The 15,218-nt window shown below is 48.1% G+C and carries 12 protein-coding genes and 2 pseudogenes; 4 read left to right on the forward strand and 10 right to left on the reverse strand.

Annotated elements, in window-relative coordinates; genetic code table 11:
• Positions 1-76 precede the first annotated feature (76 nt).
• The 3 genes from OVA33_RS00570 to OVA33_RS00580 all read right to left on the reverse strand — a co-directional run bounded on the left by OVA33_RS00570 (position 77) and on the right by OVA33_RS00580 (position 3,414).
• Entirely contained in the window at positions 77-1,513 is a 1,437-nt protein-coding gene (locus OVA33_RS00570) for an anion permease (protein ID WP_015417012.1), read from the reverse strand.
• A 124-nt stretch (positions 1,514-1,637) separates the two neighbouring features.
• Positions 1,638-2,903, reverse strand: coding sequence for a pectate lyase (locus OVA33_RS00575; protein WP_025649933.1), 1,266 nt, complete (start codon positions 2,901-2,903; stop codon positions 1,638-1,640).
• A gap of 163 nt (positions 2,904-3,066) precedes the next feature.
• Positions 3,067-3,414: a YflT domain-containing protein gene (locus tag OVA33_RS00580; RefSeq protein ID WP_003155650.1), complete on the reverse strand. Its 348-nt coding sequence runs from the start codon at positions 3,412-3,414 to the stop codon at positions 3,067-3,069.
• A gap of 191 nt (positions 3,415-3,605) precedes the next feature.
• On the opposite strand from OVA33_RS00580, the gene OVA33_RS00585 reads away from it, so the two are divergent.
• Together OVA33_RS00585 and OVA33_RS00590 are read left to right on the forward strand one after the other, a co-directional pair.
• A complete protein-coding gene (locus OVA33_RS00585; protein WP_063637006.1) occupies positions 3,606-3,956 on the forward strand; it encodes a DUF3212 family protein in 351 nt (116 codons plus the stop codon).
• A gap of 127 nt (positions 3,957-4,083) precedes the next feature.
• The gene (locus OVA33_RS00590) at positions 4,084-5,103 is read left to right on the forward strand and encodes an NADP-dependent oxidoreductase (protein WP_017419087.1); all 1,020 of its coding nucleotides are present in this window, start codon (positions 4,084-4,086) and stop codon (positions 5,101-5,103) included.
• A gap of 55 nt (positions 5,104-5,158) precedes the next feature.
• Here the strand turns inward: OVA33_RS00590 and OVA33_RS00595 are convergent.
• Both OVA33_RS00595 and OVA33_RS00600 read right to left on the reverse strand, forming a co-directional pair.
• Positions 5,159-5,604: pseudogene (locus OVA33_RS00595) on the reverse strand (GNAT family N-acetyltransferase).
• Between the two features lie 71 nt (positions 5,605-5,675).
• Positions 5,676-6,806, reverse strand: a complete 1,131-nt coding sequence (locus OVA33_RS00600; protein ID WP_025649931.1) for a DEAD/DEAH box helicase — start codon at positions 6,804-6,806, stop codon at positions 5,676-5,678.
• Between the two features lie 171 nt (positions 6,807-6,977).
• Between OVA33_RS00600 and OVA33_RS00605 the strand changes: the two genes are divergently transcribed.
• Positions 6,978-8,534, forward strand: coding sequence for an ABC-F family ATP-binding cassette domain-containing protein (locus tag OVA33_RS00605; protein WP_012117051.1), 1,557 nt, complete (start codon positions 6,978-6,980; stop codon positions 8,532-8,534).
• 43 nt (positions 8,535-8,577) lie between these two features.
• Here the strand turns inward: OVA33_RS00605 and OVA33_RS00610 are convergent, their stop codons facing one another.
• From OVA33_RS00610 to OVA33_RS00620, 3 genes are all read right to left on the reverse strand, one after another.
• Positions 8,578-9,762: an MFS transporter gene (locus OVA33_RS00610; RefSeq protein WP_007408959.1), complete on the reverse strand. Its 1,185-nt coding sequence runs from the start codon at positions 9,760-9,762 to the stop codon at positions 8,578-8,580.
• A 63-nt stretch (positions 9,763-9,825) separates the two neighbouring features.
• Positions 9,826-10,248 (reverse strand): MerR family transcriptional regulator, encoded by a 423-nt coding sequence (locus OVA33_RS00615; RefSeq protein ID WP_003155658.1) that lies wholly within the window; start codon positions 10,246-10,248, stop codon positions 9,826-9,828.
• Positions 10,249-10,440: 192 nt separating this feature from the next.
• Entirely contained in the window at positions 10,441-12,330 is a 1,890-nt protein-coding gene (locus OVA33_RS00620; protein ID WP_128974196.1) for an ABC-F family ATP-binding cassette domain-containing protein, read from the reverse strand.
• Between the two features lie 158 nt (positions 12,331-12,488).
• On the opposite strand from OVA33_RS00620, the gene OVA33_RS00625 reads away from it, so the two are divergent.
• Entirely contained in the window at positions 12,489-13,556 is a 1,068-nt protein-coding gene (locus OVA33_RS00625; protein WP_128974195.1) for a glycosyltransferase, read from the forward strand.
• Positions 13,557-13,602: 46 nt separating this feature from the next.
• On the opposite strand, the gene OVA33_RS00630 is transcribed toward OVA33_RS00625, so the two are convergent.
• Positions 13,603-14,502: an SDR family oxidoreductase gene (locus OVA33_RS00630; RefSeq protein WP_014304589.1), complete on the reverse strand. Its 900-nt coding sequence runs from the start codon at positions 14,500-14,502 to the stop codon at positions 13,603-13,605.
• Positions 14,503-14,633: 131 nt separating this feature from the next.
• Positions 14,634-14,999 (reverse strand): annotated as a pseudogene (locus OVA33_RS20640) (methyl-accepting chemotaxis protein); the annotation flags it as partial.
• Positions 15,000-15,218: the final 219 nt, after the last annotated feature.

The following is a 15,218-nucleotide window of genomic DNA, read 5'->3' on the forward strand; positions in this document are numbered from 1 at the left end:
TGAAGTCATCATGTGCAGGCCCTTCCCATTCCTTACCGAAATAAAAAAAGGCAGACCTGAGTCTGCCTTTTTTCTTCTACCATAACCCTAATACTTTCCACCATAATCCGCCGATCACAAGCCATGTCACAATATGGACGATTGACAGGATAAAGCCGATGGACCACCATTTGCTTTGCGATATATAACCCGCTCCGAAAAAGACCGGAGCCGCTCCTGATCCGTAATGCGTCGTCGAACCGAAAAGGTTGCTGAAAAACGCCAGGCTGAGCGCCGCCAACAGCGGCGGAGCGCCTGCCGCCACGATGACGGCGAGAAATGCCGCATACATGGCGCTGATATGCGCGGTTGCACTCGCAAAGAAGTAATGCGTGTAATAATACACGACAATCAGAATCATAAATGCCACAATCCATGAAAAACCGGAAACAGATGATTTCATCATATCGCTGAACCAAGACACCATGCCGAGCTCATTCAGGAAATTCGCCAGCATCACAAGCGCCGCGAACCAAGTCAGCGTATCCCATGCACCTTGTTCCTTTTTGATGTCCTCCCATGTTAATACCTGTGACAAAAGCAAAACGGATAATCCGATCAGGGCCGTCGTCGTTGCGTCGATATTTAAGCTTCCTCCGAAAATCCACAGCGCAAGCACCAATAAAAAGACGATGACCATGGAGAGTTCGGATTTTTTAAACGGACCCATTTCTTTCAATTTTTCCGTTGCGATTTTAGCCGCATCCGGTGTTTCTTTAATTTCCGGCGGATACAGCTTATAAATGACCAGCGGCGTAATGATTAAGCTCGCCAATCCCGGTACAATGGCCGCGATTGCCCAGCTTGTCCATGTGATGTCCACCCCTGCGACATCGTGGGCCAGCTTGGCGATCAGCGGGTTCGCCGCCATTGCCGTCAAAAACATCGCAGACGTAATCAAGTTTCCTTGAAAACCGGTTTTTAATAAGAAAGCGCCGATTTTCCGCTCTGTTCCGTCTGCCGGCGTTGATCCGAAAGTTTCGGATAATGATCTGATAATAGGAAAAATAATGCCGCCCGCCCGTGCCGTATTGCTCGGAATGGCAGGTGATAAAATTAAATCACTGAAAAGCAGTGAATAAGAAAGGCCGAGTGTTTTCTTCCCGAACCGTTGTACGAATACGTAAGAAATCCTGGCGCCGAGCCCGGTTTTGATGAACCCCCGAGAAATAAAAAAGGCGATGACAATCAGCCAGATTGTCTTGTTTCCAAATCCGCTTAACGTATTTTCAATAGATAGCGTTCCCGTTAACGCGGTGACTGCCAATGCAAAAATTGCAATTGCGCCCATTGGCAAGGGCTTGGAGATAAAGCCGATAATTGTTGCGACAAAAATAGCGAACAAATGCCATGCTTTAGGTTCAAGTCCGGACGGCGCGGGAATAAACCAAATGATTAATCCCACAGCAACAGTAATAAGCAAAGGAATGATTTTTACTGCCTGCTGTTTTTTTGCGTCTTTTTCTGAAGCCATTACAGGTCTCCTCCTATTTTGTTGTCTTCCATCCCCTATCCCATTTTACTACTTAACTAAGTTAATAAACGTTTTTGTTAATTAAAAAACACAAAGGAATATTTTCCTTTGTGTCTCTTGTTTCTTATTTTAATATGCCCGACCCGGCTTTAGATATAACATCTGATTTTACATTTGATGATGAGCCGATGGAACCGTGCAATGACGGTGTCCAGCCGACGGACTGACTTAATCCGTTGGCGGCTGACGCGTTAATGGAGGCGCCGTTTAAAAGAGTGCCGTCTTCATGAAGCGCTTTTCCGCCGCTGAAGATGCTGATGACTTTATCAGCAGCCAGTCCCGGCACTTCAAAGACATTATTCTGGGCATATATTTTTGACGCGTGGCCCGCGCCCCACGCATAGCTGAACGGGTATGCGGCGCTTTTCGAGCCTGCGTAAAAATTATTATAAATATGAACCTGCCCGTACCGGACCCGCGGTGCGCGCTGGACGATGTTCTGGTAATAGTTATGGTGAATGGTCACCTTCAGTTTTCCTTCATCCGACGTCTTGCTGTCGCTGTTTCCGATGACGGAGCCTTTGTCATGGTCATGATATTTATTATAGGACAATGTAATATAATTCGCCCCGTTGGCTATATCCGTCTGGCCGTCATGGTGCTGATATTTTCTCCCGTAATAGTAGGGAAAACCGCTGTCGGGATTCGATCCGTCATTAAAGGTGCAATGATCGATCCAGATGTGCGTCGCGCCGTTAATGGTGATATTGTCATATTCCGAGTTCCAGTTGCCGCTGCTGCCGTCCGTCGGGTCCCATTGCGGAAAATAGTCGTAAGCGTCTTGAAATTCAATGTTGCGGATGATGACATTGTCGACGCCGTTCTTTATATTAAAACTTCCGCCTGTCACTTTGGCATTTGAACCCGAGCCGATGATCGTCGTATTTGAAGGAATGTCAACCACGACCCGTGCCTTCTGGTTTTTTTGCGATCGCTGTCTGGCGTCTTCCTGGGTGCCTGACGGCGCTTTTTTTCCCCATTTGTCCGGGTCGTACGCCTTGAGATAGGCATTGAGATCATATGCCGGATCTTTATAATCATTAAAGCCGAGCGTTTTATTGCGGTCGTCCGTATTCATATTGATTGTGCCTTGTATGTAAATAATCTTCGGCGTGCTGTTGGCGCTTCCCCCTAATGCAGAAACGAGCTGCTGTCTGTTTGATACGGTGTATACATTCGATGATGAGGCTTTCGCGCCGCCGGTTGTCCCGCCGGAAGCGGCTCCCCAGCCGTCATTTGTTCCTAACGTCTGCCGTCCCAGATCAGCGGCATAGACGTCCGCAGGGATCATACATAAACAAATCGCCAGCATAAGTAACATTTTTTTCATGAATTGTGCTCCTCCTGATTCCGTATTCCAATTTATTACAATTGAATTGTATCAAATCAGTTGAGAAACAGCACCGAAAATGTACAGAATGTGCCTTTCGGTTTTATTGCGGAAACCGCAAAAAAATCCCAAGGGACCGAAAACCCCTTGGGATCTGTTCAGCTTACGCCCATGATTTCACTTTTTCGTTATCCGTGACAAACAGAAGAACTTTTCCTTCATCTAAGCGCTTTTCAAATTGTGATGCTTCCTCTTCTGAAAAGCCGATTTCGTGAATTTTGTTGCGGAGCTCGTCGCCTTTTTTATTAAACATATTGCCGACTGCGTGTTTAATGCCCGTTTCTTTCGCTCCGATGGTATTGACATCAGTATTATCTGCCAGGCGGTCCGTTCTGTCGTCATCATGAGAAAGCACATATACGTCTTCTTTTGCGACACCCAATTGCTGAAGCTCTTTTACGTCCTGCATCAGTTTTTGATCATTTGTATATTCTCTTACTACCGGTTTCATTGATAAGTCCTCCCTTTTGTTTTTGTATATTGGATGTTTACCCGCTCAACCAAAGGTCAAACAAAAGAAAGAGAGTTCCGTGAAAAAACGGGCAGATTGTCGGTGGATATTTTCTGGCGGGACATGTTACAGTAGGGAAAGCTACTTTTATCAGAAAAATAAAAATCTTCATGAGCCGATTAAGCAGGGAGGTGGTTCCTATTCATTACTTTTCACCGGAACAGCGATTTAACGCTTGGATTGTCAGTGATTTAGTGAAGCAGGTATTCCGCCGGCATACCCGCTGCCAGGATGGAATAAAAGAGCTTACGGCCTTTGCTGAAGATGCTTTTCATATTAATATTGATTTCGTTTTCTCTATCATTATCAATATCGGTGATATCGAATCCGTTCTGCCGACAGAAATTGAAAATAGGCTGGGTTCTTATCTGACCGCGCTTCAGCCCGTGATTACCGCTGACATGCTTCATTCTTCAAAAACGAATGCCTATGAATATTTGGAACATGAGAAAAACACCGATGTGTACCGGTTATTCTATTAAATATGCATATAAGGAAAGAAGGGCCCTGGCCCTTCTTTTTTTATGACCGCTGACGGTTTGATTTTGTAATCGGGAAATGGTTCGTGTTACATTTGGAACAACCACTTATCTTGAAGGAGGATTCAGTATGCCGAATAATCAGCAGCAAATTCAATTGGCAAGACGCCCCAAAGGCGTTCCCGCCCATGACGATTTCCGCTTTGAAACGATTGCCGTGCCCGAACCGAAAGACGGCGAAGTGCTAGTGAAAACGAGTTATGTGTCCGTTGATCCGTACATGCGCGGACGGATGCAGGATACAAAATCATATGTAGAGCCCTTCGCTTTAGATGAAGCCATAACAGGCGGAGTGATTGCCGAGGTTCTGACAGACGGCGATCAGCTGAAAAAAGGAGATGTTGTGATCGGAAATCTCGCGTGGCAGGAATATTCAGCCGTTAATGAGTCCGCCCTCCGCAAGTTGGATACGGATATCGCACCCGCCCAGGCGTATCTCGGCATTTTAGGGATGACCGGACTGACCGCTTACTTCGGGCTGCTCGACATCGGCCGTCCGAAAAAAGGCGAAACCGTCGTCGTTTCAGGCGCGGCGGGCGCCGTCGGCTCAACAGTCGGACAGATTGCCAAAATCAAAGGCGCGCGGGTTGTCGGCATCGCCGGATCTGATGAAAAAATCGCGTATTTGAAAGAGGAGCTTCAATTTGATGAAGCCATTAATTACAAAACGGCGGATGATATTCAAAAAGCGCTGGAACAGGCATGTCCTGACGGCTTCGATGTCTATTTTGACAATGTCGGCGGATCGATTTCAGATGCGGTGATAAACCTGCTGAATGAATTCGCCCGCATTCCGGTATGCGGAGCGATCTCATCGTACAATACCGAAAGTGAAGAAGAAGACATGGGCCCCCGCGTCCAGCCGAAGCTGATCAAAACAAAAGCGCTGATGCAGGGATTCATCGTCAGTGATTATGCTGACCGCTTTTCTGAAGGCGCGAAACAATTGGCCGAATGGCTCAAGGACGGAAAGCTTCATTATGAAGAAACGATTACGGAAGGATTCAGCAATATTCCTGACGCGTTCCTCGGCCTGTTTAAAGGAGAAAATAAAGGCAAACAGATCATCAAAGTCAGTGATCTAAGTTAACATGATGATGAAAAAAAAGGAGGGCTTTGTCCCCTCCTTTTCTGTTTATTTGGGATCAGCCGCGAAGAATCAAAGTAAGAAAGCCGTCTTCATCCGGCTCCGTATCTTCCAAAGTGAATCACGCTGCTTGAAAGCAGGCTAAACTGATTTGATTGTCTTTTTCGATGCTTGCCGCCCATTCCCCACGCTGGTAAACCCAGGATCAGTCAGCAGTTTTTGCAAGATCTGTTTTCCGTACCCTTGAAGCTGGTATAAAGGATTGACGATCAACCCGATATACGCCCGCTCATCCACAAACTCTATAGAGTCCATGCCTGCCGGACACTCCCCGTCATATGCCATAATGACAGTATCGTCTTCATCTTTATTCAATCGTGCATACCACGCGTCTAATGGCAGCATCGCATCCATTCTCCGTTTGATATTATCGTTCTTAAACCAGTGTTCAAGTATTTTCAGCTCGGGTTCCTTCAATATTTGAAATCTGTCTATTGAAACCATCTTCCCGCCCCCGCCTGAACCTTTTCTATTATTTTACAACAAAAAAAGAAGGGCTTCCCGCCCTCCGTTTCTTATTTCTCAGATAGTTTTCCGCCTGAATAAACGGCCTCTTTCAGCTCAATTCCGAGTGATTTGGCCATTTTTTTCAGTTTGGATTCTTCCATCGGCGTGACAAGGCTGAGTACGGTTCCTTCTTTACCGGCCCGGCCCGTCCGGCCGGATCTGTGGATATATCCGTCTTCATTCGGTATGTCCGCGTGAATGACGTACGGAAGATCATCGATATCAAGTCCGCGCGCCGCAATGTCAGTCGCCAGAAGCAGCGGAAATTCTCCCCGTTCAAACGCTGATAATATCTTTGCCCGCTCCATTTTTTTCGCTTCTCCGTGCAGGATGCCGAGATCCACGTGATGATAGGCGAGTTTTTCCGCATAGACGCTTAAATTTCCGATATCTCTGACGAACACGAGCGCCTGCATGCCGTTCAGCCGTGACAGCTTTTGCAATAGCTTTACTTTATCTCGCTGATCGCAGACGAGATATTGATGCGTGACCCGTGCTTTTTCCGCCGTATTCCGCTCCACTTTCAAAACGGCCGGTTCGTGTGCGATGGTATTCAGCACCTGTTCTGTTTCCGGCTGCAGCGTAGCGGAAAAGCTTAAAAGCTGGCGGTCTTTCAGCGTCGTTTTAATGATTTTTTTCATTGTTTCGCGGTGTTCCTTTGTCACGAGCTGATCCGCTTCATCAAGAACGATCGTCTTGACTTCATGCATTTTCAGCTTTTTCGCCTGAATCAATTCGAGCACCCTGCCCGGTGTGCCCGCAATGATATGCGGTTTATTTTTGAGCTTTTCCACCTGCTTTTTCACGTTTGCTCCGCCGATCAAAGACAAAGCGCGAAGATCAGAGCCTTTTTTCCACTCCTGAATCACTTGGAAAATCTGCATCACCAGCTCGCGGGACGGCGCTAAAATGATCACTTGCGGATGTTTCTGTTCCGGGTTGATTCGCCCCAGAACCGGAAGCGTGTACGCCAATGTTTTTCCCGTTCCCGTCGGGGATTCGGCGATGACGTCTTTCCCCTCCATAATCACCTGAGCGGCTTTTTCCTGAATGACGGTCGGCTCCTGAAAGCCTGAGGCCTCCCAGTTTTCGGCGATAAATGGTTGTGTATGCTGTAAAAATGGCCATGTTTGGGTCATGTCGTTCTCCTCAATTCTTAAAATCTACTCCATAGTATCTCAAATGCACGCGCCAAACGCAATTTTCTTTTTCCTTCCAAGCCTTTTAACAAACGGTCTCCTCCTTTATAATCATAAATGAGAAAGACACATGATAAATAAAGCGTGTCTGATAACGATAGAGGTGTAATGATGAGTATTTTATCCGTAAAAGATTTAAGCCACGGCTTTGGTGACCGTGCGCTTTTTAACAATGTATCGTTCCGTCTTTTAAAAGGGGAACACGTCGGCTTAATCGGAGCAAACGGCGAAGGTAAATCAACGTTTATGAATATTATTACCGGAAAACTTGAGCCTGATGAGGGTAAGGTTGAATGGGCGAAAAATGTGCGCGTCGGCTACCTCGATCAGCATACCGTGCTTGAAAAAGGAAAAACGATCCGCGACGTGCTGAAAGATGCGTTCCATTACTTATTTGCGATGGAAGAGGAAATGAATGAGATTTACAACAAAATGGGCGAAGCGGACCCTGATGAGCTTGAGCAGCTGCTTGAAGATGTCGGTGTCATTCAAGACGCCCTGACAAACAATGATTTCTACGTGATTGACAGCAAAGTTGAAGAAATCGCCCGCGGCCTCGGCCTGCAGGATGTCGGCCTTGACCGCGACGTCACAGACTTAAGCGGCGGACAGCGGACGAAAGTGCTGCTCGCCAAACTGCTTTTGGAAAAGCCGGAAATCCTTCTGTTGGACGAACCGACCAACTACCTTGATGAACAGCATATTGAATGGCTGAAACGCTATTTGCAGGAATATGAAAATGCGTTCATCTTAATTTCTCACGACATTCCGTTTTTAAACAGCGTGATCAATTTGATTTATCATGTGGAAAACCAAGAGCTGACGCGTTATGTCGGTGATTATCATCAATTCATGGAAGTATACGAAGTGAAAAAACAGCAGCTCGAAGCCGCCTACAAAAAACAGCAGCAGGAAGTGGCTGAGCTGAAAGATTTCGTCGCCCGCAACAAAGCGCGCGTCAGCACGAGAAATATGGCGATGTCCCGCCAGAAAAAGCTTGATAAGATGGATATGATCGAACTGGCGGCCGAAAAACCGAAACCGGAATTCCATTTCAAGCCTGCGAGAACGTCAGGCAAGCTCATTTTTGAAACGAAGGACTTAGTCATCGGCTACGATACTCCGCTGTCACGCCCGCTCAATCTCAGAATGGAGCGCGGACAGAAAGTCGCCCTGTACGGCGCAAACGGCATCGGGAAAACGACGCTGTTAAAAAGCCTGCTCGGTGAAATCCAGCCGCTGGAAGGCACGGTGGAACGGGGCGAGCATCAATACACGGGCTATTTCGAGCAGGAAGTGAAAGAAACCAATAACAATACGTGCATCGAAGAAGTGTGGAGCGAATTTCCTTCCTTTACCCAGTACGAAATCCGCGCCGCCCTCGCCAAATGCGGCCTGACGACCAAACACATTGAAAGCCGCGTCTCCGTTCTCAGCGGAGGAGAAAAAGCGAAGGTCAGACTGTGCAAGCTGATCAATTCAGAAACAAACCTGCTCGTGCTTGACGAACCGACAAACCACCTGGATGTCGATGCGAAAGAAGAGCTGAAACGCGCGCTGAAAGAATACAAAGGCTCCATTCTGCTGATTTCCCACGAACCCGAGTTCTACATGGATATCGCGACGGAAACATGGAATTGTGAATCTTGGACGACGAAAGTGCTGTAAACACAAAAAGGAACTCCCGCCTGTGCGGAAGTTCCTTTTTTTCTTAATGTCCGGCTTTTATTCCGGCGAGATGTTTGCGTCCCATGAGAAGGACAAGCATGCCGACAAAAACGACGATCCCGCCTACTGTATATGGTGTGCTTGCAGTGAAGTGTTCTGACAGCATTCCCGCAATCCACGGAGCGAGCGCACCGCCGATAAAACGGACTGAGCTGTAGGCTGAAGACGCGATTGAACGTTCAACCGGTGCAGAACCCATTACAGCGGTTGTCATGATCGTATTCACCATACCGAGAACAGCACCGGCGACAACAATACATGTAATGATCAACGTCTGATGGTCAGTCCAGATCCCCATGACGATGAGAATGACCGCAAAGGCGATAAAGAGAACGACGAGCGAACCCACTGTTCCCAGCGCTTTGTGCACGAGCGGCGCCGTAAAGACTGACGTAATTGCCAGCAATAACCCCCAGCCGAAGAAGACGTATCCAAGGCCGTGTTCATCTAAATCCAGCACGAACGGAGAATAAGCAAGCAAAATAAAAAATCCAAAGTTGTATAAGAATGCAGATACTGCCATTGTCAAAAGGCCTTTATATTTGAGCGCCTTCATCGCATCAAACACACCGACGCGTTTTGCCGGTTTCGGCAGCTTCGGCAGCATGAGTGAAATCGCGCAAAGCGCTATGAACATGAGGACAGACACTCCGAAGAACGGAGCGCGCCATGAAATGCTGCCAAGCTCTCCGCCTGCAAGCGGCCCGACGGAAATCCCCAAGCCGAGTGCAGCCTCATACAAAATAATGGCTTTGGCGCTGCCGCCGACAGATACCCCGACAATGACGGCAAGCGCGGTTGAAATAAAGAGAGCATTCCCAAGCCCCCAGCCGCCGCGATAGCCGACAAGCTGAGCAATTGAACTTGAGCTTCCGCCGAGAGCGGCAAACACGATGATAAAAATAAGTCCGAGAAGCAGCGTCCATTTTGCGCCGATCCGGCTTGAAATCGCGCCGGAGAAAAACATCATAAAACCGGTAACGAGCAAATAACTTGTAAATAGCAGAGATACTTCACTAGGTGAAGCATGTAATTGTGCGGCGATCGCCGGAAGAATCGGATCGACAAGACCGATTCCCATAAAGGAAATCACACAGGCAAACGCAACCGCCCAAACGGCTTTCGGCTGGCTGAATAGGCCTGTTTTCTGTTGTGATGATGTATCCATTTGACCAAACCTCCTGTTTCATCCATTAAAAGAAACGCTATATCCATAGCGTTTACAGCAAAATCATTCGATTGATTGAATGGCGCGGTCAGCTTTTTCTTTCATTCCGTTAAGGCGCGTTTTAAAATGCTGAAATGTGCTGATCTTCTCATCAATCATCTCAAGCTGGTGGTTCAAAGCGTGCTGAATCTCTTCCAGCTTTTCTTTCCGTTCCTTCGGATCCAGTGACAACAAGTACCCCTCTTTGTTTAATTCCAGCTGACGGCTCATCTCCATAAACTGCTGAAGCTCCTGAAGGGAAAAACCGAGCACTTCTTTTGTGCTGGTTACTTTTTCGAGCTCCTCCATATCATCTTCAGAGTAAAGCCGGACGCCGCCTTCTGTCCGTTTAGGAGCAGGAATCAAACCAATCTCCTCGTAAAAACGAATGGTTCGTTTTGTCAATCCGCTTCGCTTGGCAACTTGATCAATCTTCATCCATTCCAAGGTGAATCCCCCTCTTGTCGTATCTGTTTCTATTATACATCATTTGAACCTTAACGTAAACGTAAACTTTTTTACGCCTGATAAACTTTGCTTGGACAAAAACGTTTGTCTTTAAAGCGCCGGGAGACATCTGTGTAAGATAAAAAAAGCCGGTATGACCCGTCATCTTCTCGGGGGCCGTACCGGCTTTTCTTAATTCTCAAGTTCTTCAATCATCAGTGACAATTCGGTCCAGCGCTCCATCGCCGCTTCGAGCTCTTCAGCCGTTTTTGCCTGTTCGGCCATCAGTTCTTGAATCTTTCCGAAATCACTTCCCGCTTCAGCGATTTCCGCCTCCAGACGCTGATGCTTTTCTTCAAGGCCGGCGATTTTGTCTTCGATGCCGTCCCATTCGATCTGATCCTTATATGAAAGCTTTTTGCGCTTTTTCTTCGGCTCTTCTTCCGCCTTTTTCTCTTCGGCCGGCTGTTTTACCGCCGTCTTCTTCGCTTTTGCGTGTTCCATGTATTCACTGTACGAACCTTGGAAACGGGAAATGACACCTTGTCCTTCAAATACGATCAGGCGGTCAATGACGCGGTCAAGGAAATAGCGGTCATGGGATACGGTGATGACGACGCCTGGGAACTGTTCGATATAATCTTCGAGCACGCTTAATGTTTCCGTGTCCAGATCATTGGTCGGCTCATCTAAAAACAGCACATTCGGTTCCTGCATCAGTACATTCAGCAAGTACAGACGGCGCTTTTCCCCGCCCGACAGCTTTCTGATATATGTCTGCTGCATCGGACGCGGGAACAGAAAACGCTCAAGCATTTGTTCCGCGGTGATGACATCGCCTTCCGCCGTTTTGACGATTTCAGCCGTCTCTTTTATATATTCAATGACTTTCATATCACCGTTCATTTCGCTGTGATCCTGGGTGTAGTAGCCGATCCGGACCGTCTGCCCGATGGTGATATTGCCGCTGTCAGGCTGAATTCTGCCGGCGAGGCTGTTTAAAAGTGTCGTTTTCCCGATTCCGTTCGGCCCGATGATGCCGATTCGTTCCCCCGGGATGACAAGCTCATTAAACTGGCTGATCAGCGCTTGGCCGTTATAGGTAATGGCGACGTTATCGGCTTCGATCACCTGTTTTCCGAGACGGTGGGAACCGATCGCGAAATCGAGTGATCCGGAGACTGCCGGCCCTTTTTGCTCTTTGAGCGCCTCCGCTCTGTCCACTCTCGCTTTTTGTTTCGTCGAGCGCGCTTTCGCCCCTCTTCTGAGCCACGCCAATTCGCGGCGCAGGAGGTTTTGACGTTTTGTTTCTTTCTGCTCCGCCAGCGCTTCCCGTTCGGCCCGTTTTTCCAGGAATACTTCATAGTTTCCTTTATACGTATAAAGGCTGCCTCTCTCAAGCTCGTAAATTCTGTTCGTCACCCTGTTCAGAAAATATCTGTCGTGCGTGACAAGCATAACGGCGCCCGGATATTGCGATAAGTAGCCTTCCAGCCATTCAATCGTTTCATTGTCCAAGTGGTTTGTCGGTTCATCCAAAATGAGCAGGTCAGCCGGCTGGATGACGTTTTTCGCAATCGCGACGCGCTTTCTCTGGCCGCCGGACAGCTCGCTGACATCCTTCATCAGATCGGTGACGCCAAGTTTGGTTAAAACCGTTTTGGCTAACGTATTCGCCTCCCACGCATCATTCGCGTCCATTCGGGCCTGCGCATCAAGCAGCTGTTTCTGGCGCTGGTCATTTTCCGGTTCTTCATTCAGCGCCTGAAGCGCTTTTTCGTATTCTCTCATCGTTCTCATGACGGCTGATCCGCCGGAATAAATATGCTCAAGTACGGTTTGTCCGGCCGGAAGCTCAGGGTCCTGATGCAAAAACTCAATATGCACGCTTCCTGAAGCCGTAATCTCGCCTTCCTCCGTTGATTCAAGGCCGGCAATGGTTTTCAGAAGCGTAGACTTCCCCGTTCCGTTCGGGCCGATTAAACCGATTCTTTCATTCTCTTCAATATGAAAGGAGATATGGTCGAATAATGTCTTATCTCCGTATGTTTTATAAAGGTTTTCCGCTTTTATGATGCTCATGGTCCCTATCAATCCTCACGTAAGTTCATGTGTTCATTTTAAATCAGGCGCTGGAATAAAACTAGTAAAAGGACAGACAAATTTCTTGGAAGAGATCATTTTGTCCGAAGAATGTTTCCGCCTCTCCTTTTATACACTGGAGGGGAAGAGGTGATGACATGATCAGCGTCAGTTTGTGCGTTATCGTGAAAAATGAAGAGGAAGTGCTTGCGGGCTGTCTTGATTCCGTCAAAGACATTGCGGATGAAATTGTGATTGCTGATACGGGCTCGACTGACCGGACGAAAGAAATCGCGGCCCGTTATACGGATAAGATTTATGATTTTGAATGGATCGATCACTTTGCGGCCGCCCGTAACTTTGTGTTTTCGAAAGCAGAAATGGATTATATTCTGTGGCTGGACGCCGACGATATATTGACGGAAAAGGACCGTGAAAAGCTGATTGAACTGAAGGCGTCGCTTTCAAAAGAGGTGGACGCGGTATCCATGTATTATCACGTCGGCTTTGATGCTCGGGGAGAGGTCAGCTTCAGATACCGCCGCAACCGACTCGTCAAGCGTGAAAAAGGGTTCCGCTGGATCGGAGCCGTGCATGAGTATCTTGAAGTATACGGAAACATCATAGAAACCGATATTGCCGTCACACACCGGAAATCCGAGAAAAAGCACTCGCCTCCCTCAGACCGCAACTTGAAGATTTATGAGAAAATGGCGGAAAACAGTGAAACGATGACACCGCGCGATTTGTTTTACTTCGCGAATGAATTAAAGGATCACGGCCAGTATCAGCGCGCCATCACGTATTATCACCATTTTCTTTCCACAAAACAGTGCTGGATTGAAGACGAGATCAGAACGTGCCAATATCTATCCGATTGCTACAGGGCGGTCGGCCATGAAGAGACCGCCATGACGTCTCTCTTAAAATCATTTCTGATCGATTGTCCGCGTCCGGAGTTCTGCTGCAGGCTCGGCGACTATTTTGCGGAGAAACGGCAATACCGGCAGGGCGTGTTTTGGTATGAGCTCGCCCTATCCGCCAAAAGCAGTGATGCAGGCTTTACCCAGCTCGAATATTCCACCTGGTATCCCCATCTGCAGCTCTGCGTCTGCCACTGGCAGCTCGGCGACAGAGAAAAAGCGAAGATTCATAACGACAAAGCCGCCTCCTATCATCCGTCACATCCGAGTGTCCTGTATAATCAAAACGTGCTCGGCACATAACAACGAAAATAAGAGCTGCCCCGTATGAAGGGCAGCTCCTTTTTGATTACGCTGTCGGAATTCCTCCGCTTACACTGTAAATTTGGGATGTCACATAACTCGATTCTTCTGAGGCCAAAAAGACATAAATTCCTGCCAGCTCCGCCGGCTGTCCGGCACGCTGTAATGGAACGGCCGGTGTTTCCTTGCCGAATTTCGGAATGTTTTCACCGGGCTGTCCTCCTGAAATCTGCAGCGGTGTCCAGATCGGCCCCGGCGCTACCGAGTTGACTCTGATTCCTTTATTCGCCAGCTGCTTTCCTAGGCCGACGGTAAAACCGATAATGGCATGTTTCGTCGCGGCATAATCCAACAGCATCGGGCTTGGATTATACCCTTCTACGGACGTTGTCGTGATAATAGACGCGCCTTCCGGCAGATACGGAAGCGCGGCTTTGACGAGCCAATACAGTGAGAATACGTTGACTTCAAATGTTTGATAGATTTGTTCTGTAGTAAGATCGCTGATATCATCCACTGCCTGCTGTTTGCCGGCAACAAGAGCGAGCGTGTCAAGACCGCCAAGCTCTTGATACGCTTTTTCCGCCAATTCTCCGCAAAACGCTTCATCGCTTAAATCTCCCGGCAGCAGAACGGCTTTTCTTCCCTCTTTTTCAATTAACGCTTTCACTTCTTCTGCATCCGGCTGTTCCTCAGGCAGATAGTTAATGGCCACATCCGCCCCTTCCCGGGCATAAGCAATTGCGGCGGCCCGGCCGATACCTGAATCGCCGCCGGTGACGAGGGCTTTTCTTCCCTTCAGCTTGCCGGCTCCTTTATAGCTTGTTTCACCGCAGTCCGGCACAGGCTTCATCTCTTTCTGCAAACCGGGCGGTTCTTGATATTGTTTTGGAAATTCATCATGATCATATTTCGTCAGCGGGTTGTGCAGATTTGCATCAGACATACAAGACTCTCCTTTATCATTGGTGATGTATTCGTATGTGTACCCCTTTAGCATGACGGATCAAACGTGTAAGTGCAGTTTCCGCTTGATAAAGGGAAAACAAAAAAGGAGCCCGTAAGCTCCCTTTTTTTTTATGATTCTCCGAGCACGTTTTCAGCCATTTTCGCTAAATGCTGGGCGCTTCCTGAAATCTCCTGCATCGTGGCAGAAATTTGTTCAACCGCCGCCGCTTGGCCGTCCGTGTTCTGGTTGATGGATTCAATTGAGTCCTCCAGCCCTTTCAGCAGGCTGTGGATTTTTTTCGTAATCTGGTCAATTTGGCCGACATTGTCTTTTGAATGAGTGGCAAGCTTGCGGATCTCATCCGCCACCACGGAAAAGCCCTTTCCGGATTCTCCTGCTCTCGCGGCTTCAATGGCCGCATTCAAACCGAGCAGATTGCTTTGATCCGAGATGCCCTTGACAGTGACGGAAATGTCGGCGATTTCTCCCGCGCTTTCACTGACTTGTTTCGCCTGAGCGGAAATCCCGGTCATCTGCGCTGAAAAGCCGTTGATGGATTCTGAGATATCCGCGATCGCCGAAGCGGTCTGTTCCACGACGGCGGACAGGCTTTCAGCGACATCATGAAGCTTGGCTGATTTTTCAAGGCTCGTGCCGAGACCGACGCCGCCGATGACTTTTCCGTTTTCATCATGAAGCGGAATCGCTCTGGC

Origin of the sequence: Bacillus sp. KICET-1 (assembly GCF_027721405.1) — a bacterium.
Taxonomy (GTDB): domain Bacteria; phylum Bacillota; class Bacilli; order Bacillales; family Bacillaceae; genus Bacillus; species Bacillus velezensis.